The 22,734-nt window shown below is 63.0% G+C and carries 21 protein-coding genes; 9 read left to right on the plus strand and 12 right to left on the minus strand.

Features of this window, described 5'->3' with window-relative positions; genetic code table 11:
* Window positions 1-18: 18 nt before the first annotated feature.
* The 7 genes from I6F38_RS27100 (at window position 19) to I6F38_RS27130 (ending at window position 7,955) form a co-directional block, all read left to right on the plus strand.
* The gene (locus I6F38_RS27100) at window positions 19-1,617 is read left to right on the plus strand and encodes a carboxyl transferase domain-containing protein (RefSeq protein WP_346657134.1); all 1,599 of its coding nucleotides are present in this window, start codon (window positions 19-21) and stop codon (window positions 1,615-1,617) included.
* A gap of 15 nt (window positions 1,618-1,632) precedes the next feature.
* Window positions 1,633-3,627: a biotin carboxylase N-terminal domain-containing protein gene (locus I6F38_RS27105; RefSeq protein WP_225162483.1), complete on the plus strand. Its 1,995-nt coding sequence runs from the start codon at window positions 1,633-1,635 to the stop codon at window positions 3,625-3,627.
* A gap of 31 nt (window positions 3,628-3,658) precedes the next feature.
* Window positions 3,659-4,429, plus strand: a complete 771-nt coding sequence (locus tag I6F38_RS27110; RefSeq protein WP_225162484.1) for an enoyl-CoA hydratase-related protein — start codon at window positions 3,659-3,661, stop codon at window positions 4,427-4,429.
* A 93-nt stretch (window positions 4,430-4,522) separates the two neighbouring features.
* The gene (locus I6F38_RS27115) at window positions 4,523-5,725 is read left to right on the plus strand and encodes an ABC transporter substrate-binding protein (RefSeq protein ID WP_225162485.1); all 1,203 of its coding nucleotides are present in this window, start codon (window positions 4,523-4,525) and stop codon (window positions 5,723-5,725) included.
* Between the two features lie 108 nt (window positions 5,726-5,833).
* Window positions 5,834-6,628, plus strand: coding sequence for an enoyl-CoA hydratase-related protein (locus tag I6F38_RS27120; protein ID WP_225162486.1), 795 nt, complete (start codon window positions 5,834-5,836; stop codon window positions 6,626-6,628).
* Between the two features lie 4 nt (window positions 6,629-6,632).
* Window positions 6,633-7,451 carry an NAD(P)-dependent oxidoreductase gene (locus I6F38_RS27125; RefSeq protein WP_225162487.1) on the plus strand — a complete coding sequence of 273 codons (819 nt, stop codon included), beginning with the start codon at window positions 6,633-6,635 and terminating at the stop codon, window positions 7,449-7,451.
* Between the two features lie 84 nt (window positions 7,452-7,535).
* Complete coding sequence (locus I6F38_RS27130) at window positions 7,536-7,955, plus strand: DUF2000 domain-containing protein (protein ID WP_209909278.1); 420 nt, start codon at window positions 7,536-7,538, stop codon at window positions 7,953-7,955.
* Window positions 7,956-8,166: 211 nt separating this feature from the next.
* On the opposite strand, the gene I6F38_RS27135 is transcribed toward I6F38_RS27130, so the two are convergent.
* Window positions 8,167-8,961 (minus strand): enoyl-CoA hydratase/isomerase family protein, encoded by a 795-nt coding sequence (locus I6F38_RS27135; RefSeq protein WP_225162488.1) that lies wholly within the window; start codon window positions 8,959-8,961, stop codon window positions 8,167-8,169.
* Between the two features lie 189 nt (window positions 8,962-9,150).
* Here I6F38_RS27135 and I6F38_RS27140 point away from each other — a divergent pair, with 189 nt between their 5' ends.
* On the plus strand, window positions 9,151-9,660 hold the full coding sequence (locus I6F38_RS27140) for a ParB N-terminal domain-containing protein (protein ID WP_225162489.1): 510 nt from the start codon (window positions 9,151-9,153) through the stop codon (window positions 9,658-9,660).
* Between the two features lie 217 nt (window positions 9,661-9,877).
* Here I6F38_RS27140 and I6F38_RS27145 read toward each other — a convergent pair whose 3' ends face one another.
* The 7 genes from I6F38_RS27145 to I6F38_RS27175 form a co-directional block, all read right to left on the minus strand.
* Window positions 9,878-10,279 (minus strand): zinc ribbon domain-containing protein, encoded by a 402-nt coding sequence (locus tag I6F38_RS27145; RefSeq protein WP_038381889.1) that lies wholly within the window; start codon window positions 10,277-10,279, stop codon window positions 9,878-9,880.
* An 83-nt stretch (window positions 10,280-10,362) separates the two neighbouring features.
* Window positions 10,363-11,559: an acetyl-CoA acetyltransferase gene (locus tag I6F38_RS27150; protein ID WP_225162491.1), complete on the minus strand. Its 1,197-nt coding sequence runs from the start codon at window positions 11,557-11,559 to the stop codon at window positions 10,363-10,365.
* Window positions 11,556-12,839 carry a CoA transferase gene (locus I6F38_RS27155; RefSeq protein WP_225162492.1) on the minus strand — a complete coding sequence of 428 codons (1,284 nt, stop codon included), beginning with the start codon at window positions 12,837-12,839 and terminating at the stop codon, window positions 11,556-11,558. Before I6F38_RS27155 ends, I6F38_RS27150 begins: the two co-directional genes overlap by 4 nt.
* Before the next feature lie 54 nt (window positions 12,840-12,893).
* Window positions 12,894-14,117 carry an ABC transporter substrate-binding protein gene (locus tag I6F38_RS27160; RefSeq protein WP_225162493.1) on the minus strand — a complete coding sequence of 408 codons (1,224 nt, stop codon included), beginning with the start codon at window positions 14,115-14,117 and terminating at the stop codon, window positions 12,894-12,896.
* Window positions 14,118-14,144: 27 nt separating this feature from the next.
* Window positions 14,145-15,110, minus strand: a complete 966-nt coding sequence (locus tag I6F38_RS27165) for a PDR/VanB family oxidoreductase (RefSeq protein WP_225162494.1) — start codon at window positions 15,108-15,110, stop codon at window positions 14,145-14,147.
* On the minus strand, window positions 15,107-16,426 hold the full coding sequence (locus I6F38_RS27170; protein ID WP_038381893.1) for a Rieske 2Fe-2S domain-containing protein: 1,320 nt from the start codon (window positions 16,424-16,426) through the stop codon (window positions 15,107-15,109). Before I6F38_RS27170 ends, I6F38_RS27165 begins: the two co-directional genes overlap by 4 nt.
* A 13-nt stretch (window positions 16,427-16,439) precedes the next feature.
* The gene (locus I6F38_RS27175) at window positions 16,440-16,766 is read right to left on the minus strand and encodes a hypothetical protein (protein WP_028342818.1); all 327 of its coding nucleotides are present in this window, start codon (window positions 16,764-16,766) and stop codon (window positions 16,440-16,442) included.
* Window positions 16,767-16,878: 112 nt separating this feature from the next.
* On the opposite strand from I6F38_RS27175, the gene I6F38_RS27180 reads away from it, so the two are divergent.
* A complete protein-coding gene (locus tag I6F38_RS27180) occupies window positions 16,879-17,466 on the plus strand; it encodes a MarR family winged helix-turn-helix transcriptional regulator (RefSeq protein WP_225162495.1) in 588 nt (195 codons plus the stop codon).
* A 21-nt stretch (window positions 17,467-17,487) separates the two neighbouring features.
* Here I6F38_RS27180 and I6F38_RS27185 read toward each other — a convergent pair whose 3' ends face one another.
* The 4 genes from I6F38_RS27185 to I6F38_RS27200 are packed head-to-tail and all read right to left on the minus strand — an operon-like array spanning window position 17,488 to window position 22,676.
* Window positions 17,488-18,681, minus strand: a complete 1,194-nt coding sequence (locus tag I6F38_RS27185; protein WP_225162496.1) for a CaiB/BaiF CoA-transferase family protein — start codon at window positions 18,679-18,681, stop codon at window positions 17,488-17,490.
* 10 nt (window positions 18,682-18,691) lie between these two features.
* Entirely contained in the window at window positions 18,692-20,929 is a 2,238-nt protein-coding gene (locus tag I6F38_RS27190; RefSeq protein ID WP_225162497.1) for an acyl-CoA dehydrogenase family protein, read from the minus strand.
* A gap of 13 nt (window positions 20,930-20,942) precedes the next feature.
* The gene (locus I6F38_RS27195; RefSeq protein WP_225162498.1) at window positions 20,943-21,752 is read right to left on the minus strand and encodes an enoyl-CoA hydratase-related protein; all 810 of its coding nucleotides are present in this window, start codon (window positions 21,750-21,752) and stop codon (window positions 20,943-20,945) included.
* A gap of 57 nt (window positions 21,753-21,809) precedes the next feature.
* The gene (locus I6F38_RS27200; protein WP_225162499.1) at window positions 21,810-22,676 is read right to left on the minus strand and encodes a GntR family transcriptional regulator; all 867 of its coding nucleotides are present in this window, start codon (window positions 22,674-22,676) and stop codon (window positions 21,810-21,812) included.
* Window positions 22,677-22,734 lie beyond the last annotated feature (58 nt).

Raw genomic sequence — 22,734 nt, forward strand, 5'->3', positions numbered from 1 at the left:
CCACCCGCAATGGCAATCATGAAATCGGACGTCATCACCTCGACCGAGGACTACGCCCGCAACCGCAGCGCCTACGCCGAACGCGTTGCGGATCTCAGGCGGCGCCGGGCCGCGGCAGCACTGGGCGGCCCGGAACGGGCACGCAAGCTTCACAAGGAACGCGATCAGCTGCTCCCGCGCGAGCGGATCGCGGCGCTGATCGATCCCGGATCACCGTTCCTCGAATTCTGTCAGTTGGCCGGCGACGGCCTTTACGAAGGCGTGCCGCCCGGCGGCAGCATCATTACCGGCGTTGGAATGATCTCCGATCGTCCCTGCATGATCATCGCCAACGAGCCCACCGTAAAGGGCGGCACCTATTACGGTATCACCTGCAAGAAGCATGTTCGTGCGCAGCGCTTCGCCTGGCAGCACCGCCTGCCCTGCGTGACCCTGGTCCAATCCGGCGGCGCCAACCTGCCCGACCAGCCCAATATCTTCCCTGACGATGGCCAGTTTGGCTCGATCTTCTACAACCAGGTCAGGATGTCGGCTGAAGGCATCCCGCAAATTGCGGTGGTGCACGGTCCCTCTACCGCGGGCGGCGCCTACATTCCCGCGTTGAGCGATGAGACCGTCATCATCAGAAACCAGGGCGCCATGTTCCTCGGCGGGCCGCAGCTGGTCTATGCGGCGACCCGCGAAGAGGTCGGCATCGAGGCACTCGGCGGCGGCGAGATGCATAGCCGAGTGAGCGGTGTCACTGACCATCTCGCCGAGAACGACGCCCATGCAATTGCCATCACGCGCGAGATCGTCGCCAGTCTCGGCGAGATTCCCCGGCAAACCCGGACCGTCGCCCCGGTGCGCGAGCCACACTTCGACCCCAACGAAATCTACGGCCTGATCAGTTCGGATCCGCGCATTCCCACCAATAATCGCGATGTCCTTGCGCGTCTCGTCGACGGCAGTGAATTCCATGAGTTCAAGCCGCTCTATGGCGATACGCTGGTGACCGGCTTTGCGCGAATCATGGGCTTCGAGATCGGCATTCTCTGCAACAACGGCGTGCTGTTCTCCGAAAGCGCGCTGAAAGCGACGCACTTTATCGAGCTGTGCTGCAAGCGCGACATCCCGCTGCTGTTCATGGCGGATGTCACGGGATTCATGGTTGGCCGTGAAGCCGAGGAAGGCGGCATCACCAAGAACGGCGCAAAAATGATCACGGCAATGGCAAGCGCCAATGTCCCGAAATACACGCTCATCATGGGTAATGCCTACGGCGCAGGCTACCTCGCGATGTGCGGCCGGGCGTTCCGGCCAAATGCCATGATGATGTGGCCAAATGCCCGTTCCGCCATCATGGGTCCCGACCAGGCCGCGACCACGCTCGCGATGGTTCGCGACGAGGTGCACAAACGCGAGGGCACGAGTTGGACGGACGCCGAGCGCGAGGCCTACATGGCGCCGACCCGGCGAACGTTCGAGGATTTCGCCAATGCCTACAATTTCGCCCGCAACACCTGGTGCGACATGGTGATCGATCCGCTCGAAACCCGCAGCGTGATGGCGCTGTTGCTTGACCTCGCCGGGCGCGTCCCGCGTCAGCACACCGATTTCGGCGTGTTCCGGATGTAGACGAAGGGGGCCGCCATGTTCAGGAAAATTCTGATTGCCAATCGAGGCGAAATCGCCTGCCGCATCGCCCGCACCTGCCAACGGCTCGGCGTTGCGGTTTCCACCGTGCACTCCACCGCAGATGCCGACGCCTTGCACGTCAGGGTTATCGGTGAATCCATCGGGATCGGCGGCGCGCCGGCATCGGAAAGCTATCTGCGGATCGATGCCATCATCGCCGCCGCGAAAACCACCGGCGCGGAAGCGATCCATCCTGGCTTCGGCTTCCTCGCGGAAAACACTGACTTTGCCCGGGCGGTCGAAGCAGCCGGACTGGTATTCATCGGACCGACGCCGGATACCATCGAGCGGCTGGGCGACAAGGCATCCGCGAAGCGGGAAGCCGTCGCCGCCGGTGTCCCCACAGTACCCGGAAGCGAAGCTCCGAGCGAGGATCGCCTCGAAGTCGAACGCATCGTCCGCCGGCTCGCACTGCCGGTCATGCTCAAGGCCGCGGCCGGCGGCGGTGGCAAGGGAATGCGGGCGATCTCGACCTACGACGGACTTGCCGACGAAATCGAGTCCGCGATGCGTGAGGCAAGGAATGCTTTCGGCGACGCAAGGCTGATCGTCGAGAAACTGATCCTGCAAGGCAGGCACATCGAGGTGCAAATCGCGGGTGACGGCGACGGCAACGTGATCCACCTGTTCGAACGTGAATGCACGCTGCAGCGTCGCCACCAGAAGCTCATCGAGGAAGCGCCAGCTGCCAACCTGGCTCCCGCCTTACGCCAGCGTATCCTCGACGACGCTGTCCGGCTCGGACGCAGGCTCAGATATCGTGGCGTCGGCACGGTCGAATTCATCGTCACCGGCACCGACCATTATTTCCTGGAGGTCAATCCCCGGCTCCAGGTCGAGCATCCCGTAACCGAGATGGTTACCGGCATCGACATCGTCGAGGCTATGCTCCGCATCGCCGCTGGCGAAGGCCTGCCTATGAAGCAGGGCGAAGTGTTGTGCCAGGGCCACGCGATCGAGGCGCGGATCTGCGCCGAAGATCCGAATGACGGCTTCATGCCATCCACTGGAGAGCTCGCCCATGTCAGGTTCCCGTCCAGCGGCATTCGCGTCGAGACCGGCGTCGAAAGTGGGTCGATCGTTACGCCCTATTACGACTCGATGCTCGCCAAGCTGATTGCTCATGCCGCCTCCCGCGATCAGACGCTCGACCAACTCGATCGCGCGCTCGGTGAAACCTCGATCTTCGGTGTCGTCACCAACCGGGATTTTCTCCGTCGATTGATCGCCTTGCCTGCGACCCGGGCCGCGACTTTTCATACCCGTCTGATCGACGAACAGATCGATGCGCTCGCGGCCACCGCTGGCGACATTGACCCGGAAGCGCTGGCGGTTGGTGCGTTTTTCTGGATGATGCGCCAGCGCGCTGCCGCTTCCGGCAACCCCTGGCAGTCCAACAGTCTGACCGGCTGGCAGATGGCGGCAGCCGATGACGGCTTGTCACCGATCCCCATTCTCCACCTCGAGGCCGCAGGCGACAGCGCGGAGATCCGCTTTGCGCCCTTGCAGCCAGATGGCGCGATGCTGATCGGTGTCGACGATGACAGGATTCGGGTGCAACTGTCGCCGCTTGCCGATGGCATGTTCGCAGCCACAGTCAACGCGCGCTGCGAGACCGTGCGGATCGTACAGAACGACCAGGCGATCTTCGTGCACGATCCGCGCCGCGCCCATACCATGACCGCGATCCCCTACCTCAGATACATCAGCACCGACGCCGAGATCAGCGGCGAACTGCGCGCCCCGATGACCGGCGTGGTGTTGAAGATCAATGTCACGGTCGGTAGCCGCGTGAAGGCAGGCGATCCGACCGTTGTCATGGAATCCATGAAGATGGAACTGCGCATTGCCAGCGAGGTGGACGGCGTCGTGACCGCCGTCCACTTCAAACCCGGCGACACCGTCGAGCGAAACGCCGTCGTCGCCGTCGTCGAGCCTGACCCGCAATAGCCACCTCCTCACGAACCCTTCAGGAAAGCACATGTTACGATTGGGAAGTGTAAATTATGATGTTCAGGGCAACATCGCGATCCTGACGCTCGACGAACCCAAAAAGCTGAACGCACTGACCAGCGGCATTCGCATGGGCATCCGCGAAGGACTACAGCGGGCTGATCAGGACGATGCGGTACGTGTCAGCATCATCACCGGCGCCGGTGGCAAGGCATTCTGCGCTGGCGCCGATATCGGCACCTTCGATTTCGATCCGGAGAAAGCGCGCGCGTTCTTCATCGACGCCATGGAGGTCCTGAGCGCTCCCGAACGGGCCCTCAAGCCGGTGATCGCCGCGGTCAACGGAATAGCCTATGGCGGCGGATTTGAGCTCGCCATTGCGTCCGACTTCATCCTGGCGGCCGAGAGCGCTCGCTTTGCCGTACCCGAGATCAAGCTCGGGCTGCTGCCCGGCTTCGCTATCGTTCGGCTTCAGGACATCGTCGGGCGCGCAAAAGCCAAGGAAATGAGCATCCTCGGCGACCCTGTCGACGCCGCGGAAGCAAGTCGTCTTGGACTCGTATCGCGCGTCGTTCCCGACGAACGTCTTCTCGTCGACGCAATCGCGTTCGCGCAACGCATCGCCTCACAGCCTCGCCTTGCCGTGCAGATGGCCAAGTCCTTTTACAATCGCGGTCTTGGCGGCAACGAGATGCGTCATGCGATCGATGGGTTTCCGTTCCTGCTGATGCACGCCGATGCACGCGAAGGCATCAATGCATTCCGGGAAAAGCGCGAGCCGCGATTCGATAAGACGTAGCCGTAACGGCTGCGTTCGGCCCGACCACATCGTCGCGCAGACATCTGGGCGGCCGACCATTCCACTGTCCGATAAAACAATAAGGGAGAACACGTGAAGAGGAATTTCCTGGCCCTGGCCATCCTGGTTGCGACAGCGTCGACCGCCTCCGCCCAAATCTCGAATGACGTGGTCCGGATTGGCGTGCTGACTGACCTGTCAAGTTGGGGACGCGACAACAGCGGTCCCGGCTCGGTCGAGGCGGCGAAAATGGCCGTTGAGGAGTTTGGCCCGACAGTGCTCGGAAAGCCAATCGAGATCGTCAGCGCCGACCACCAGATGAAGACCGACGTCGGCCTGCAGATCGTTCGCGACTGGTTCGACAACGGCAAGGTCGACGCGGTAGCGGACATTCCGAACTCGGGAATTGCGATCGCCGTTCACAATATGGTGCGGGAGCGCAACAAGATCGCGCTGCTGTCCGGCCCGGGCGCGAGCTCCCTGACCGACGAATTGTGCAGCCCCAACACCGTACATTTTTCTTACGATACCTACGCGCTATCCAAAGTGACGGCGTCGGCTGTTATCAAGGAGGGTGGCAAGTCCTGGTTTTTTGTCACCGCCGACTACGCGTTCGGCCAGCAACTCGAGAAAGACGCGACGCGTTTCATCAAGGAGCTGGACGGCAAGGTACTCGGCAACGTGCGGCATCCGACCAACACAGCCGACTTCTCGTCTTTTGTACTGCAGGCGCAAAACTCCAAGGCGGATGTTGTGGCCTTTGCCAATGCTGGCCAGGACACCGACAATGCCATCAAGCAATCCGGTGAATTCGGCCTGGTTCAGGCCGGCCAGAAGCTTGTTGGCCTGCTGATGTTCGATACCGACGTGCACGCTGTCGGCCTGCAGGCCGCACAAGGCACTTACATGACGACGGCCTCCTACTGGAACATGGATGACAAGACCCGCGCCTGGTCAAAGAGGTTCTTCACCCGGACCAACGTCATGCCGACCATGATTCACACCGGCGTCTACGGCTCTGTGCTGCACTATCTCAAGGCGATCAAGGCCGCCGGCACAGATGATCCCGCCGCGGTCATGGCCAAGATGCGCGAACTTCCGGTCGAGGACACATTCGTACATGGCGCCAGGCTGCGCGAGGATGGGCGGGTCATCCGTGACATGTACCTGGCGCGCGTGAAGAAGCCATCAGATTCGAAGGAGCCGTGGGACTATCTCGAGATCGTCAAGACAATCCGGGGTGAAGACGCCTATCGGCCTGTCAGCGAGTCGAAGTGCGCGCTTCTCAAGAAGTGAAACGACCTGATCGGCGCAAAGAGCGAGCGAAGGCCACTGCTTGGCCGGGCGGATTTTGGGAAACAAGTAAGGCAATTCATTGCCGAACATCGGAAGGACGATCAGTTCGTGACCACAGCATCATCTCCAATCGAACTCGTCGTTGCCGACAGGATCGGGACGATTTGGCTGAACCGGCCGGAGCGAGGCAATGGGATCGAGCTCGGGCTGGCGACTGCGCTCAGGGCAGCTGCCTTCGACCTCGAACGTGACGCCAGCGTCAAGGTCGTCGTCATCCGAGGCCGCGGAGCAAATTTCTCGGTCGGCGGAGATCTTCGAGCTTTCTCCGCTGCCGGCGCCACCTTCCCGCGGCTTGCAATGGACATCATTACTGCTTTCCACGACGCGCTCGTTTCACTGAGACGCTCAGGAAAGCCGGCTATCGCCGCGGTCCACGGGGCTTGCGCCGGCGGAGCAATGTCCCTGGCGTTGGCCTGTGATTTCGTTCTAGCCGCCGACACGGCACATTTTTCAGTAGCGTACCGGCGGCTGGGCGTTCCCGCCGATGGCGGCATGAGTCACTCGCTGACGCGCCTGGCGGGGCCAAGACGAGCGCTGGAGTTGATGCTCCTCTCTGACCGCACAAGCGCAAGCGAGGCACTGTCGCGCGGATTGATCACGAGAGTATGTGCAGAGCAGGAGCTCGAGGCCGAGCTGACCCGAATGGCGCGGGCGCTAGCCGATAACTCACCCGCCGCAAGCCGTGCGGTGAAAGCCCTGGTCTGGAGCGCCGATACCGCAACGTTCGACGAACAACTGTCGGCCGAGCTAGCTTCATTCGTCGACTGCGCCTCCTCGGCGGACTTTCGCGAGGGCATGAAGGCGTTCAACGATAGGCGGCCGCCAATATTCGCAGGAGAGTGAGAAAATGGGATCCCTGGACGGTAAGGTCGTTTTCATTACAGGCGCGAGCCGCGGCATAGGCCGGGAGATCGCGCTTAAATTCGCATCGGAAGGAGCGCGAGTTGCGCTCGCGGCCAAATCGAGCGAGCCGCATCCAACTCTTCCCGGAACTATCCATACAGTGGCCGAAGACATTCGTAAGCTCGGTACCGCCGCCCTTCCCCTCCGTGTCGATGTGCGCGACGCAGACGCACTCGCAAACGCCATCGAAAGGACGGTTCAGGAATTCGGCGGGTTGGACATCCTCGTGAACAATGCCAGCGCCATCAGTCCGACCGGATTGCTCGATACGCCGGCCAGGAAGTTCGATTTGCTGAGTGCGGTGAACGGCAGGGCGACCTACATCTGTGCCTATCATGCTGTACCGCACCTGAAGCGGTCGTCAAATCCCCACGTTCTCACCTTGTCGCCGCCACTGCCAAGGTCGGCGATCTGGCTCGGCAAGTATCCCGCATACGCCACCTCGAAGTACAGCATGACGATGTACACGCTGGCGCTGGCCGAGGAATTTCGATCGTTTGGAATTGCCGCCAATGCTCTTTGGCCAAAAACCATGATTGCGACCGATGCCGTGCGTGTGCACTACGGGTCGGATTATCGCCGCAGCCGCTCGCCTTCAATCATGGCCGATGCGGCACACTTCATCGTTACGCAAGACAGTCGCGCATTCTCGGGCAGAACCTTGATCGACGAGGAGGTTTTGCGTTTGCAGGGTGTCGACGACCTGTCGGTCTATGCAATAGATCCTGCCAGCCAGCTAGCGCCAGACATCTTGATCGAATGACTGCAGCAACGATCAGGGAAAGCTTCCCGGCAGGGAAGCATCGAGGTGTACTGGGACTTACCCGGCTGCAGAGATGGTTTCCAAATGAATACCGCCAGCGCGCGCATCGCCATTGTTGTGAATCCAGCCTTGCCGCTTGGGTTGATTGCGAACACAGTTGCGGCCTTGAGCATCGGTATCGGCGCCGCGGAGCCGGACCTTGGAGGAAACCTCTTGACCGACGGCAACGGGCTCACTGTCCGGACCAGCGCGAACCGTCCGGTACCAATTCTGCAAGCCACGCCCGAAGCGCTGTCCGTACTGCTGACGCGCGCGCAGCCATTGGCGAGCGGCGCCGTTTTGGTCCCCTTTCCTCAATTCGCCAGGGGGCTCCACCGCTTTGAGGACTATCTCGCCGAATTTCCGCTGCGCGCGCTCTCGAACGAGACGATCGACGGCTTGGGCTTCTACGGGCCTGAGAAATGGGTTCGGTCGCTGACGGGCAATTTGAAGCTCTTGCGCTGAAGATATCGCCGCGTCATGGACCTGAGGACTGACCTCATCATGAGCATGGTCGTGTACCCTTACGCCCATGGCGCCATCTCCGCTCAAGCATAGCGTCAAGGTGCTCTCGCTGGGAGATCAGAACCTTTCAGCCCTCATGAGCCACGTTTCAAGCTCACCGGGAAGCTCTCGAGTGCGAGCGTCCGGCTACCTCAAGGGGAGCCGTGTGACATTAGAGCTTCTGGATTTCGGCTGGTGGCCGGCCGGCCCGCAGGCCTTCCCGAGCCGAAGCTCTCCTCATCACGGTGGCAAAGCTTTTGCGCTCGTCGGCCAGGCCTTCGGCCAACGGACGGTCGAGAGCTGACCGGGTAAGGCGCTTGGCAAAGGCCAGGCCTGCGGCACTTCGGCCCGACAGCTCAGCGCCGATCTCAAGGGAGCGCGCGAGCGGATCGGCGACAACTTCATGCACAATTCCGATTTCGTGCGCGCGCTGTCCCGTCACTGTCAGGCCACGAAGGATCATCTCGAGCGCCCTGGCCTCTCCAACGATCCGGGGCAAACGCTGTGTACCGCCACCACCCGGAAAGATGCCGATGCGCGTTTCCGGAAGTCCGATCGCCGTAACACTGCTCCCGGCGATGCGCAGGTCGCATGCCAACGAAAGCTCGAAGCCACCTCCCATGCACAGGCCATTGATTGCCGCAATGACCGGCTTGTCGACGGCTGCAATCGCATCCGTCAGCGCGTGGAAACCAGGTGGCCGAGGACCAGGCGACGACGGGGCGCGAGACGCTCCGCGCTCAATGGCATCTGCGGCCTCGGAGAGTTCCGCAACGTCGTAGTGACGGATGAAAATGCCGGGTAGGCCCCCTGTAATGACAATGACCCGGACCGATGGGGCCATTCCTGCAGCGGCGACCGCATCGAACATCTCAGCCGCCCCGGCGGCCGTCATGGTACCGAATGGGACGTTAGCATAGGTGATGACGCGGACCGCGTCGCGATCCTGGATGGAAACAAGGGGCATAGCCTACCCTCACCGCAACCGCTCGCCGGACAATCACGCGTTGGCGTTGCACCGCTCAGAATGCGCCCGGGTCCCACACCGATCAAGCCTCGGCGCGCTAAGATTGCCATTGCAGCCGAGCGGTTCATTCTTAAAATCCTGCCTCCCCGGCATGCGTTTCGGACGGGCCTGTACAGCGGAGTAGACGTTATGCCCAAGCCGGAAAGCTTCCCAATCGAGAAGATCTACGTTCCCGTGAAAAGAAGGAAGGCAATCAAGCCTCAAGTCGTCGAGGAGATCGCTGGAAGCATTCTGGAAATCGGACAACAAACCCCCATTCTCGTCAGACCCGACGAAGACCGCTTCGTTCTGGTCGAGGGACTACAGCGGCTCGAAGCTTGCAAGGCGCTTGGAGAGACGACGGTTGTGGGCATCGTGGTCTCGGCGGAGGATGCTCAGCAAAGGACGCTCTTGTCCGAGGGACCCGAAGCAGATGCAGAACGCGACAAGATGGCGCGATTGAAAAAGCTGCGTCTCGAGAAGGAAGCTGCAGAAAGTTCGATTGCTGCCTTGAACAGGACGGATAAGGAGCGAACCCGCTCGGCAAGGGGCGCGGGCGAGAACCCGGGAACATCGCCAAGCCGGACCTCAGCACCGACGTCGAAAAAGACGTTGTCGGAGTGGATCGCCCAGCAGAAGCGCGACGGTGGCCGTTATTGATTGCCCGCTTTCGGTCTTGCATCCGACGCCATCCATCCGGCGATGGATTTTTCTTGACCTCTCGCTGCTCAAGCGATCTTCCAAGTCACGGCAATACTTGAACTTTCGCCCCATCCATCCCTGCGCTTGTTTGAGCCCGCTTAAGCCAAGGAAACAACGTCGACACACCGGGTCCGGCTCGTCTGCGTCTGATATTCTTGCCAATCCACAAAACTTGTTAGCCGGTCGAGTGAGCGCCCACCCGGTCAGCGCCTTGCTTCAGCCGCCATTGCAGCAACGAAAAGGATGGGTCGGACGCCGGGTGATGTTCGAAGACCCCTCCAACCTCAGTTCCGATGATCACGGTCTGGCGCGGGTCGCCCAGCAGATTACCCACCATGCGCACGCCACCGGCGTGTGGCAGCTCGACGAGCAGCGCGAGATATGGGCCGTGCTGCTTTAGCGCCGGGTGCGACGGATGCCACACGCGTTCCCAACTGTAGATGCGGCCGGTCGGCTCGACGTCAGTCCACGTAAGGTCAAAGGAATGACAATTGTGGCAAATCCATTCGGGGCCGAATTGCCAGGAACGGCAGCCGGCGCAGCGTTGCACCAGCAGGCGGTTTTCCCGCAGGCCCATCCAATACGGTGCCGAAAGCCCATCTGGGTCACTGACCGGAATGGGCAACCCGGCGGGAAGATAGTGCGCACGTGAAGACCCACTCATAGCGTCGCCTCTGAACCCAGAATGAGGTTGCTGGCCGGCGTCACCATCGGGCCGCCGATCACGAGCGCCACATCATTTCGTCGAGACTGGCTCGCCGATGCGCCACGCACCTGACGAACCGCTTCAAGCACCAGCTCAAAGCCGTGCATGTAGCATTCGGCAAGGTTGCCGCCACTGGTGTTGAGCGGGAGCCTCCCGGATGGAGCGATCAAATTGTCGAAAGTCAGGAAGTCGTTGGCCTTCTCGGGCCTGAAGAAGCCGTGCTCCGCCAGCGCCATCACGACACCGCCGGTGAAGTTCTCGTACGCCTGGACCACACCGACATCTGACGGCCCCACCCCGGCCATGCGGTACAGATCGGGCGCGACAGTGTCGAAGTTCGCGGTGGCGTAGAGCGGCGCGTTGTGCGCCGTTGCCGCCGCACGATGCCCGGATCCGAAGGCCGCACCGAGCAGATAGGCCGGCTTGTGCCGGAAGTCGCTGGCGCGCTCTGCCGATACCAGCACCAATGCAGCTGCGCCGTCATTTTCCATGCAGCAATCGTAAAGATGGAAGGGCTCCACGATCCAGCGCGAGGCATCGTATTTATCGACATCCAGCGGCTTGCCCCGCATCACCGCGCGCGGGTTGGCCTGGGCATGATGATAGGAGGCGAGCGCAATCGCGCGCAAAGCCTCCTGTCGCACGCCATGCTCGTGCATGTAGCGCTGCACCCGCATGGCAAAGCGCTGCGGGGGAGCCAGCACCCCATAGGGCATCAGATAGGACCGTTCGCCCGAAACGGTGTGAATCCCGGCCGCCTGTCCGAAACGCCCATATTGGCCCTGCGCCAATGAGCGGAACACCACGACACAATCGGCAAGGCCCGCGACGATCGAGGCGGCCGCATTGGCAACCGCCGCGCTGCAACCGCCGCCGCCCCCGCCCCATTGCATGGTCGCGGAGCGCAGTCGATGCGTCCCCAGCGCCGCAGCCAGCCGTGACGCCTCGCTGCGATCGTCGCTGTAGGACGAGAAGCCATCGATCTCGCGGGGATCGAGCCCGGCATCCTCGCAAGCCGCCAGGATCGCCTTCAACGCGAGCTTGAATTCCGGATCGGGAGAATCGCCATGACGATAGTATTCGGTTTCACCGATCCCGATCACGGCCACACGGCCCCGCAGCGTCCGCTCGTCTCGCGCGCGCCCGGTCACGGTTTGGCATCCTGTCGCGAAGCCTCGCTGCCGAAGGCTCCGCCTCCGGCAAGGCGCGCGATCTCCCTCTTGTCGTAGCCGAGCAACTCAAGCAGCACGTTCTCGGTGTGCTCCCCAACTGCCGGTGCCGCAACGGGATCCACGATCGGTGTCCGCGAATACCGGATCGGCAGGTTCACGTTCGGCACCCACCCCACCGTCTCATGCGGGATCCGGGTGACGATCCCGCGCTCCCTCGCCTCGGGCGAACGGATCGCCTCGCCGACGGTGCGCAGCTGGCCGCAGGGCACGCCGGCCGCCCGCATCCGCGACTGCCAGTGCGACCAGGGCCGCCGGGCAAAGGCATCGCCGAGGATCGCGAACAACTCCTCGCGCCGGCGGATTCGATCGGGGCCGGTTGCATAGATTGCGGCCCCCGCGAGATCCTCGCGCTCGAGAACCTGCGCCATCAGGCGCTGGAAGATCTTGTCATTGCCGCAGTTGATATAGAAGGAGCAATCGCTGGCCTCGAACACACCTGACGGACACGTGTCCGGGCTGGTATTGCCGCTTCGCTTCGGATCGGCGCCGCTAAAGAGCGACTGCGTGGTCGCGTAGCCGGTCATCAGGACGGCGTTCTCGAACAATGACACCTCGATGGCCTGGCCGTGCCCGCTGCGCTCGCGCGCGAACAAGGCGCCAAGGATCGCATTGCTCGCCATCATGGCGGTGCTGATGTCCATCACCGGCGACAATGCCCGCACGCCTTCGCGGTCGGCATAGCCGTTCATCGACACGAAGCCGCTCTCGACCTGCGCGATCGGATCAAAGCCAAGCCGGTCCGAAAATGCCCCGTCGCGGCCATAGGCCGACACCGAGCAGTAGATGATCTCGGGTTTGATCTTGCGGCAGCTCTCGTAGTCGAGCCCCAGCCGTGCCATCACGCTCGCAGAAAAATTCTCGACAAGGACGTCTGCCGTCGCGATCAGCTCGCGCGCGACCTTCAGACCCTCGGCCGATTTGAGATCGAGGGCAATGCTGCGCTTGTTGCGGTTGGTCCACAGGAACGGCGCGCCGTGCCTGAGATCGGGATGCACCGGGGGATAACGGCGCAGATCGTCGCCGCGGCCCGGCGCTTCGATCTTGATCACCTCGGCCCCCATGTCGGCAAGGATCATGGTCGCAAACGGCCCCGCGATGAAATGCGAGAAATCGATCACCCGGATCCCCTCGAGCGCCGCCGGCGCTCCAGCGGGACGAGGCGTGTGCTCGGGGAAGTCGGCTACAAGTTGATCCAGCATCGGGATATCCGTCAAATTTGAGAAGTGTTGATCCAAGGATCGCGGCCGTCGTCGTCAATTGCCCTTCGGCGGGTCGACGAGCGAGCAACCACCCTGGTCGAGCGGTCGGAAGGCTTCCGGCCCGGACAGCACGCCGACCTTCTCGAGGAGATCCCACTTGCTCTTCGACGCATTGGGGCTCTTCACCTTCAGGATGTACATGTTGTGAATGGCGCGGCCGTCGGCGCGCACCACGACCGGCCCGAACAATGCGTCATCGATCGGCTTCTCCTTCAGCTTCTGGATCACGGCCGGCGCGTCATTGGTTCCCGCCGCCAGCGCCGCGTTCAGATAGGCCAGCACGGAGGAATAGACGCCGGCGTGGAAGGCGGTCGGCGACTGCCCATGCTGCCGCTCGCTGAATTTGGCCGACCAGGCGCGGCTGGCATCGTCGAGGTCCCAGTAGAACGGCTGCGTGATGATCAGCCCCTCCCCGACCGCAAGCCCGCTCGACTCGACATCGTTGGTGGTGGTCAATAACGCGGCGAAGGTACGCCCGCTCTGCTTCAGCCCGAATTCGGCGGATTGCTTGATCAGGCTGACGGTGTCGCCACCGGCGGTCGCGAACGCGATCACGTCAGCGCCCGAGCCTTCGGCCTGCAGGATGAACGAGGCATAGTCCGCATTGTTGATCGGCACATTGACCGATCCGAGAACGGTCCCGCCACCGGCACCGATCACCGCCGTCCCGTCGCGCACCATCGATTTGCCGAGCGCGTTGTCGGTGGCGATGAAGTACCATTTCTTGCCGCCGTGATGCACGAGATAGGCGCCGATGGTGTGAGAGGCCGCCCAGGTATCGAAGGTCCACTGAATCGTATTGGGCGAGCAGTATTTCCCGGTCAGGTCGGACGACGCCGCACTCGATGCGATCAGCGCCGCTTTGGTGCCGCGCACGACCTCGTTGACCGCCAGCCCAACGGCCGAGTTCGGCACGTCGGCGACCGCATCGACCTTCTCCTGATCGATCCAGCGGCGCGCGATGGCGGCGCCGACATCTGCCTTGTTCTGGTGGTCCGCCGAGACGATGTCGACCTTGAAATCCGGATGAAGCCGCATGAAGTCCTCGGCCGCCATTTTGGCCGCTGTCACCGAACCTTCGCCGGCATTGTCCGAGTAAGGGCCGGACGCGTCGTTGAGTACGCCGATTTTCAGGGACCGCGCGGCGACCGCCGACGCCGGCGAACCGGCACAAAAGGCCAGGAGAGCTATTCCGGCTATCTGCGAAAGATACTTCATTGTTTCCACCCGTCGTATGTTGTTGTGTTAGAGATCGAGCACTAGCGTTCGGGACTTGGCGCCCGAGCAGCAGATCATGACGCTCTTGTTCGCCGCCTGCTCATCGTTGCTCAGGAACTGGTCGCGATGATCGGGTATGCCCTCGAGCACGCGCGTCTCGCAGGTGCCGCAGACACCTTCGGTGCAGGCATAGTTCGCGGCTATCCCGGCCTCCAGCAGCGCATCGAGGATGGTCTTGCCGGCCTCGACCGCGATGGTGCGGTTGCTTCGCGCCAGCTTGACGTCGAAGCCACCTTCGGTGGCTGGCGCTTCCCGGGCCTTGAAATATTCGACATGTACGTGATCGGCCGGGCGACCGGCCGTCGCCGCCTCGAGCGCCTCGAGCATGGGCACCGGACCGCAACAGTAGAGATGCGCGCGAGGCGGAGCATTCCTGACGAGCGCCGGGAGATCGAACACCCGTCCCGATCGCTCGTCGTCGAAATCGAGATGTACCCTCGATCGATACGTGCCGAGTTCGTCGAGGAATGCGGCAGCGGCGCGCGTCCTCGCGGCATAGAACAGCTCCCAGTGACGTCCAAGCGCCTCAAGCCGTCGGATCATCGATAGCAGCGGCGTGATGCCGATGCCCCCGGCGATCAGGACAGAATGGTCGGCCTCCTCACGGAGCGCGAAGTTATTCCGCGGCTCAGAGATCCTTATGATGTTCCCGACCCTGACGGTGTCGTGGACGAAGCTGGACCCACCCCGGCTCTCGCCATCCCTGTTCACCGCGATGACATACCGGTACCGCTCGCATTGGTCGTTTACCAGCGAATAGCTGCGGATCATGCCGTTCGGCAGATGCAGGTCGATGTGGCTCCCGGCCGTGAACGGCGTCAGTTCGCCGCCCGCCGGGGCAATCAGCTCATACGAATTGATCCGCTCAGCTTCATATCCGATACGCTTGACCTGGACCTCCAGCGTACCAGCCGTATGTTTGAATGCGCTCACAGCTCGTACCCGAAATCGGCGCCAAGCTTCGCGCGCATGAACGGCGCGCCGACGTCAACCCAGGAATCCTCCGGCGGCAACCGCAGCGAGACCGCTCGCACCATGAACACGTCCGGGTCCAAGACTCCTTTGGGTTTGATCGCGTGATCACGATAGGCGCCAAGCGCTTCAAGAATGAAACGTCGCGTCATCGCGATGCCGGTATCACTTGAGCAGAGCGTCTCCTTGGTACGATCAAAGATCGGAGAGACGCCGCTTTGGCAGGCGCCGTCCTGCACCCAGAGCCCCGGCAGGCCCGAGAACCAGGTGGTCCGCTGCGCCTCATAGTCGAACTGAAAGCCGTTGTTCGGATTATATTTCGTCCAGTAGCCTGCGTACGGGACCGTCACCGGGTGCTGGACGAGCGCGTGGCGGCTGGCATGACCACTCTCGCGGCCCTTGTGCCCTTCGGCGAAGACCTGCCGGGTTTTCTCCAGCAGCGGCTCCGAGGGATGATAGGAGAACATGATGCAGAGCGTGTTCTCGTCATCGATCGGCACCCAGGCGTGCCCGCTCAAATCCGGGAACGGCGACAGCGGAGGCACCAGCGTATAGAACGGCAGCAGGAACTGGTTGACCCGCCAGTACAGCGTGTTGGCATCGTAATTGCGCCGCGCGGCGATGCTCATGCCGAAATCCTGCTTGATGCATTCGAAGGTCGGGCGCAGGTCGCGCTTCTGGATCCAGGCGCTCGTCGTGCCCTGCGCATCCAGCCGTCCATGAAGCAGCGGCGCGTGCGCCGAATCGATCTCACCCTCGACCGCCTGCAGCCAATTGCACTCCTGGACGCGAACCGAGATGTGCACCTGCTCGGCCGGCACCAGATTCCATTCGAGGTTCGGCAGCGGCGGGAGCTCGGCCTGGTCGGGGCCCATATAGGTCCAGATCATCCCGTTGCGCTCCTTGCAGGGATAGGCCTTGATCCGCACCCGCTCCTTGAGGCGGCTGCGCACTGGCTCTGCCGGCATGTCAGTCACGGCGCCGGTGACGTCGAATTTCCAGCCGTGATAGACGCAGCGCAGCCCGCAATCCTCATTTCGCGCAAAAATCAGCGGCGCTCCGCGATGCGGGCAGGCCTGGTCGACCAACCCGACGCGCCCCTCGGTATCGCGGAAAGCGACCAGGTCCTCGCCGAGCAGCCGGATACGCTTCGGCTGTCCGTCCTTGGGAAGATCCGCCGACGGCAGGAAGGGAATCCAGTACAGGCGAAAGAGCTCGCCGAGCGGCGTGCCCTTGCCGACCCTCACCAGGCGTTCATTGTCTTCGCGCGAGAGCATGGGTTTGCCTCCTTCAATTGCGTGTGGCCGGGCCCGCCGCGCCGCCGAGAAGGGTGGCGACACGGTCAGACAGTCCGAGATCGTGAGCGGTCCAAAGCGGATCGGATGCGGTGAGCGGCTTGCGTGGGATCGGAGGCTGCTTGCCCTCCTCCACCAGGCCGACGATCAATTCGATGCGCCGCCGCTCGAGCTCGCGCAGAGCCTCCTCGACGACGGCGGCTTCCGCCGTGCACCCCGGCAGCTCCGGATAGGCAAGGCGAACCCGCCACTGCCCCGGCTCGGTTTCGACCGCCTCCGCCTCAAGCAAATAGGGAATCGACAGCAGCTCACGCAGGTCCAAGTTTCAACCTCCCTGAACGACGTCTTCGCATCGCATTTGATACGTATACGTACTACATCATCGGAAGGCTGACAAGAGCCGAGGGCGACCCTGACTTCCTCAGAAGAGGCTGGTGACGTGGTTCGCCACGGGGTTGAGGACGATCAGCCAAGCTGCTAACGGCAAGGGCGCAATTCGCAGAACGCAGCTGGGATCCGACAACGGCATGGCAGCCGATAAAGGCAAGCAGACAACCTCGGCGGCAGACGTTGCACGCGACTGGCAGCTCGAGGGTGGTGTCGGATTCCTGTTGCGTCTGCTGGAGGCCCGCTACGATGGGCTCTATCAAAGCATGACGCGCCAGAGCGATATCACGCCGCGGCAGTTCGGTGTGCTGATGGCGCTGTATCAGTTAGGTCCCCTAACCCCCTCCGTACTAGCGGACCGGATCAGTTGCGACCGCAACACGCTCAGCGAAATGCTGAAGCGCATGGTTGCGCGCAGACTGGTCTCGAAGAAAGACAATCCGGACGACCGCCGCTCGCTCCAGGTGCAAATCACGGCTAAAGGCGAGGATGCGCTTCTCGCCGTCATTCCGGCCGCCGCCGAGCTGCAAAACATCATGCTGGCCCCCCTTCGCAAGGAGGACCGCGCGCATTTCCTGAAATGCCTGCTGGCGATCGCGAAGGCTCCGCCGCCGGACAGTCCGGCCGATACCTGAAATCGCCGGCGTCCAGCGGCCCTAGGCCTGCACCTTCCCGAACGTACCTGCAGCGGCAAGCGTCGCGATTGCGTCCGGCGACAGGCCCAGGATCCGCGACAGCACATCGTCCCGCTGCGCGCCGATCCCGGGAACTTGACGTCCCATCGGCGTATCGGCCCCGGACATCTGCCATGGCGCATTGACGCCGACGAAGTCACCGGCCCCGTCCGAGACGGTCCCAAACACCCCACGTTGGCGCAAATGGGCATCGGTCAGCGCCGCGCCCGGCGTCCGGTACTCGGCGCAGGGAACACCGGCGCGATCCAGCGCCGCGATGCATTCAGCAACGGTGTGGCGTTCGGTCCATTTCTCGATCACCTGCATCATGGCGGTCCAATTGGCGCCGCGCGCTGGAATGGTCGAAAAGCGCGGATCGTTAACCAGCTCTTCCTGCCCGGTCACCTCGCACAGCGCCGCGAAATTACGCGGCGTGACCGGGGCGATCAGGATATCGCCATCGCGCGTGCGGACCGGCCCATAGGTCGGGCGCGGCGCAAGGATCGGGAATTGCGCTTCCTGAAGCTCATAGACCAGCAGATTCAGCATGCAGTCCATCAAGGCTACATCGACGCGCTGTCCTTTCCCGGTGCGCGTTCGCTGGACCATCGCGGTCTGGATCGCGGAATAGCCGAAGATGCCGCCGAGGATATCGGCGACAAAGATCGCGCCCGGCGCGGGACGCTCCCGGTCACCGGCATAACGCATCAGGGAGTGATCGAATCCGCTCTCGGCATGGACGATCATCGCATAGGCCGCGCGCTCGGCCGCTGGGCCTGACTGGCCATAACCCGAGATCGAGCAATAGATGAGGCGCGGGTTGATCTCGCAGAGCGTCTCGTAGCCAAGACCGAGGCGGTCCATCACGCCAGGGCGGAAATTCTCGACGAGAATGTCCGCCTCCGCGACCATTCGATGCACGAGCCTGATGGCGTCGGCATTCTTCAGGTCCAGCGCCAGGCTACGCTTGCCGGCATTGAGCTGGCCGAAATAGGTGCTGTGGCCTTCGCGCAGCGGCGTTCGCAACCGCATGTCGTCGCCTTCCGGAGGCTCGATCTTGATGACCTCGGCGCCGACGTCCGCGAGCAGCCGCGCGCAGTACGGCCCGGCCACCATGATCGAGAAATCGAGCACGCGCACGCCGGCGAGCGGCGCCCTGTCGCCATCCTTCTGCATCCAATCTCTCCTATCTCGGCAGCCCGAGCGCGCGTTGCGCGATCAGACTGCGCTGAATCTCGTTGGTCCCGATGCTGATGACCCACATCAGCGAATGCCGCAGGTTTTGCTCGAAGCGACCGTTGTCGATCGCGCCCGGCATCTGCTCGGACAGCGCGGCACGCATGCCAAGAATGTCGAGCGCAGTCTCGCCGAAGCGCTCCATCAGCTCACTTGAGAACACCTTGCTGATCGCGCCATATTCCGGCGGCGTCACGCCGTCGGCGGCAAGTTCGGCGCAATGCATCATCAAGAGACGGCCGATCTCGATCTCTGACGCCAAGGTCGCCATCCTGTCGCGGATGATTGGATCATCAGCGAGAGACCGATCGCCTTGCTTCGCCATCACATGCGAACGCAGCTGCTCGAACGTGTGCGCGACCTTCAGGACGATCCCGCCACCAACCAGCCCGCGCTCGAAGGCCAGCGCGCCGGTCAACACTTTCCAACCGCCATTGACCTCGCCAACGAGGTTCTCGGACGGGATGCGGACGTTGTCGTAGAAGATGTTGGCAAACGTGCCATCATACATGGTCGCAGACGGACGGATCGTGATGCCCGGCGCATCCATCGGCACGATGAACATGCTGATGCCCGCGTGCGGCGGCTTGGCGTCCTTGTCGGTCCGCGCGGCGAGGAACATGTATTTCCCCCACCAGGTGGTGGTCCAGATCTTCTGGCCGTTGATCACCCAGTGACCGCCGTCCCTGGCCGCACTGGTGCGCAGCGCCGCAAGGTCCGACCCTGCCTGCGGCTCGCTGTAGCCCATGCCATGCACGGCTTCGCCACGCAGGATTTCCGGAAGGTATTTCTGCTGCTGCGCTGCCGTGCCGAACATCATCAGCGCATTGGCCTGGATCGCCGCACCGATCCGCGGCGCCTCGCCCCGCTCCATCGTCTCCATGAAGGCGATCTGCTCCAGCGGCGAGCGCGCCTGGCCGCCGAATTGCTCTGGCCATCCGAGCCCGATCCATCCGGTCCCGCCGATGTCGCGGGCGAAGGGCGCATCGAACTCACGCTTGGCGAACGGCCTTCCGTCGAATGCTAGCTTCGCATCTCCAGTCCAGTTTTGCTCGAGCCAGAGCCGGATCTGCTCGCGAAACGCATTTCCAGCGGCCCCGAGGTCATATTGCGGCAGCCCGACGCCGCCCGCATCCAGCAGCCGCGCTGCCAGCCTGCTCTTGGCATCCGAGGCGCCGCCGAGCGCGATCGTATCGAGATGCACGCGCTTGAAGTGGATTGGCGCCTCGTGCTCTTCGGCATAGCCGATCGCACCGAACGTATGCTGGACCTCCAGCGACACCTGCCGCAGCGCATGACCGGAGAACGCCGATGCGCAATCGGCGAAGTAGCGCCAGCCGCCCTCGCCACCGTCATGCAGTCTGGCGGCATGGTCGAGGATCAACCTGACGCCTTCGAGCGCGATCAGGCAATCGGCCAGCTTGTGCTGGATGGCCTGGAACCTGCCGATCGGCTGCCCGAACTGGTGCCGTTCCTTGGCGTAGTCCACGGCGAGCTCAAAGGCACGCCGCGCCGCGCCGTGAGCGCGCGCGGTCAACATCGCTCTGCCCTTGATGCGGAGATGGTCGACATCGACTGCATCTATGGGAATGCACGTGAGCGGCGCTTCGTTCAGCCGGACCTCATAGAGCCCCCACGCTCCCATCGCGCGGGTTGCGACGCACTCGACACCGGGACCGTCAAGATTGATCAGCCCAAGCTGGGCCTGGTCTAGAACGACCAGAAGATGCGTCGCGCCTCCGGCAGCCTCGACAAAACGAAGCACGCCCTTTGCCTTGAGGTCCGTGACCTCAACCGCTCCTGTGCCGGCGTCCGGATCCAGCGCACCGAATGAGAAGGCGACGGTCGCCTCCCCGGACTGCAGCCGCTCCAGCAGATCCACCGCGACGTCGACCTGCGATCCGGAGATCGCAAGATTGGCGAGCGCCGCAGACCACATCGGCGCCGTGCAGCCGGCCCGGCCGAGTTCCGCCATGACGACGAGGATTTCTGCGAGCCCGCCTTCACAGCTCTTCGCACCGAGCGCGGCGACGCCCTGCCCAACGAGCTTGCGCCAGATCGCCGACACCTCGTCCGGCGAGGACGATGCGGTTAAACCGAGTGGAAGCCAATGCTCGTCCAGGAAACCGCGCAAGGAATCGCGCAGCATTCCTGCGACATCGTCATTCGACGCTTCGATCGCCGCCATGGTGAGGCCCGCGCTATGCCCGGCCGAATCTGGGCTTCCGCTTCTCCTTGAACGACATAGTCGCTTCCTTGTGGTCGGCAGTCTCGAACGTCACCTGCTCCAGCGCCATCGACGCCTCCAGCAGCATGTTGACGCGCTCCTTGACGATCTGGTTGATCGACAGCTTGGTCCAGCGAATGGCCCAGGTCGGACCGTTCGCGAGCTCGACCGCGATCGCGCGGGCCTTGGCCAACACCTCCGCGCGCGGCGCGACATGATTGACCAGGCCGATCCGCTCCGCCTCATTTCCCTTCAGGAGCGTGCCGCGGATCAGGAATTCCTTGGCCTTGTTGATGCCAACCAGCAGCGGCCAGATCACTGTGCCGCCGTCGCCGGCGACGAGGCCGACACGCGAGACGTGGGTGTCGCCGATCCGCGCGTCTTCCGCCATCACCGTGATGTCGCAAAGCAGCGCATGGGTCGCCGCAAGGCCGATGGCATCGCCATTGATCGCCGCGATGATCGGCTTGTCGAGCTCGAGCTGGCGGGTGACTCCGCGGCGGCTGATCATGGGATCGTGTACCTCGCCCTCTTCGAGCACGTCGCCGCCGGGCCGCTCGGACATCGCCTTGACGTCGCCACCGACGCTGAAGAAGTCGCCCGCCCCGGTCAGCACCACGGCATTAACGGCGTGATCGTCGGCGAGGTCGTCCCAGATCGTGCGCAACTCGCGGATCAGCTTCTGATTGATGGCATTGCGCGCCTGCGGGCGGTTCAAGGTCACGGTCGCGACCTTGTCCGCGACCTCGACCGTCAGGCATTCATATTTGGAGTAGTTGGACACGTTTGCCTCCATTGTTTCGCTGTTTGAGTTGTTGATTATTGGCAACGCAGGCGCGCCCTAGCGGCGCATGCCCGGCTGCACGTCAGCCAATGCGACGTGAAGCGACATGGCGCCCGGATCCTGCTCGAGCATGCGCTGCACGGATTCCAGATGCGATCGCAGCAATCGGCTTGCCAGATCGACGTTCCGTTCGCTGAGGGCCGCCAGGAATTGCCGCCGCTTCTCGGCCAGCCGTGCCATCGCGACCCCGCTGGAAGCGACCTTGGCGTAGACGAAGCGCATGTGGATCTCGGTGACCGAGTCCACGATCATCGCAATGACCTTGTTGCCGGTCGAGGCCGCCAGCAGCTTGTAGAACTCGCGCGAACATTCGACCCGGTCGAGCAGCCGCCCCTCCTTCGTCGCAAGCTCCGTCCGCTCGATATTGGCTTCCAATGCATCGAGATCCGCCCGGCGGGCATTGGCACAAGCCATCTGCACCACGAGGTCGAGGACGTGGACCCGCGCCTCCGACAATTCCCGCACCGAAATCGTGCCGAGGCTCAGCATGTCGCGCATGACCTCGTTCATGCGGCGGGTGTCGCCCTGCTGGATGAAGGCGCCGCCCTTGACGCCCTTCTGCAGCCGGAGCACGCCGGCCATTTCGAGGCTGCGCAATGCTTCCCGCAGCACATTCCGACTGACGCCGAGCTGCTGAGCCAGTTCGCGCTCGGCCGGCAGCTTGTCGCCGGGCTTCAGCACGCCGAGCGCGAGTTGCTCGCGAATGCGCTCGCAGATCTCCTCGAACGTCCGCCTGGTATGAATCGGCTTGAATGTCGGCGCGGCCGGCGAGCCGGCCGCACGATGATCGGTGGCCCGCTCCCGGCGGCTCGGCGAGGCGGCACGGGAGCGCCGCGGCGCGCGAGGGCTTGACTTGGTGCTCATGCGGTGAATTATTAAATGGATCACCCATTCAATGGAAGCCCTTTTTTAGCTTCCGGCA

Origin of the sequence: Bradyrhizobium sp. BRP56 (assembly GCF_020194035.1) — a bacterium.
GTDB lineage: Bacteria > Pseudomonadota > Alphaproteobacteria > Rhizobiales > Xanthobacteraceae > Bradyrhizobium > Bradyrhizobium australafricanum.

What these genes read in the sequence shown, in the direction of transcription:
- I6F38_RS27100 (WP_346657134.1), top strand. Translation starts at nt 19, where the DNA reads ATGAAATCGGACGTCATCACCTCGACCGAGGACTACGCCCGCAACCGC.
- I6F38_RS27105 (WP_225162483.1), top strand. Translation starts at nt 1,633, where the DNA reads ATGTTCAGGAAAATTCTGATTGCCAATCGAGGCGAAATCGCCTGCCGC.
- I6F38_RS27110 (WP_225162484.1), top strand. Translation starts at nt 3,659, where the DNA reads ATGTTACGATTGGGAAGTGTAAATTATGATGTTCAGGGCAACATCGCG.
- I6F38_RS27125 (WP_225162487.1), top strand. Translation starts at nt 6,633, where the DNA reads ATGGGATCCCTGGACGGTAAGGTCGTTTTCATTACAGGCGCGAGCCGC.
- I6F38_RS27130 (WP_209909278.1), top strand. Translation starts at nt 7,536, where the DNA reads ATGAATACCGCCAGCGCGCGCATCGCCATTGTTGTGAATCCAGCCTTG.
- I6F38_RS27135 (WP_225162488.1), bottom strand. Translation starts at nt 8,961, where the DNA reads ATGCCCCTTGTTTCCATCCAGGATCGCGACGCGGTCCGCGTCATCACC.
- I6F38_RS27140 (WP_225162489.1), top strand. Translation starts at nt 9,151, where the DNA reads ATGCCCAAGCCGGAAAGCTTCCCAATCGAGAAGATCTACGTTCCCGTG.
- I6F38_RS27145 (WP_038381889.1), bottom strand. Translation starts at nt 10,279, where the DNA reads ATGGGCCTGCGGGAAAACCGCCTGCTGGTGCAACGCTGCGCCGGCTGC.
- I6F38_RS27155 (WP_225162492.1), bottom strand. Translation starts at nt 12,839, where the DNA reads ATGCTGGATCAACTTGTAGCCGACTTCCCCGAGCACACGCCTCGTCCC.
- I6F38_RS27160 (WP_225162493.1), bottom strand. Translation starts at nt 14,117, where the DNA reads ATGAAGTATCTTTCGCAGATAGCCGGAATAGCTCTCCTGGCCTTTTGT.
- I6F38_RS27170 (WP_038381893.1), bottom strand. Translation starts at nt 16,426, where the DNA reads ATGCTCTCGCGCGAAGACAATGAACGCCTGGTGAGGGTCGGCAAGGGC.
- I6F38_RS27185 (WP_225162496.1), bottom strand. Translation starts at nt 18,681, where the DNA reads ATGCAGAAGGATGGCGACAGGGCGCCGCTCGCCGGCGTGCGCGTGCTC.
- I6F38_RS27190 (WP_225162497.1), bottom strand. Translation starts at nt 20,929, where the DNA reads ATGGCGGCGATCGAAGCGTCGAATGACGATGTCGCAGGAATGCTGCGC.
- I6F38_RS27200 (WP_225162499.1), bottom strand. Translation starts at nt 22,676, where the DNA reads ATGAGCACCAAGTCAAGCCCTCGCGCGCCGCGGCGCTCCCGTGCCGCC.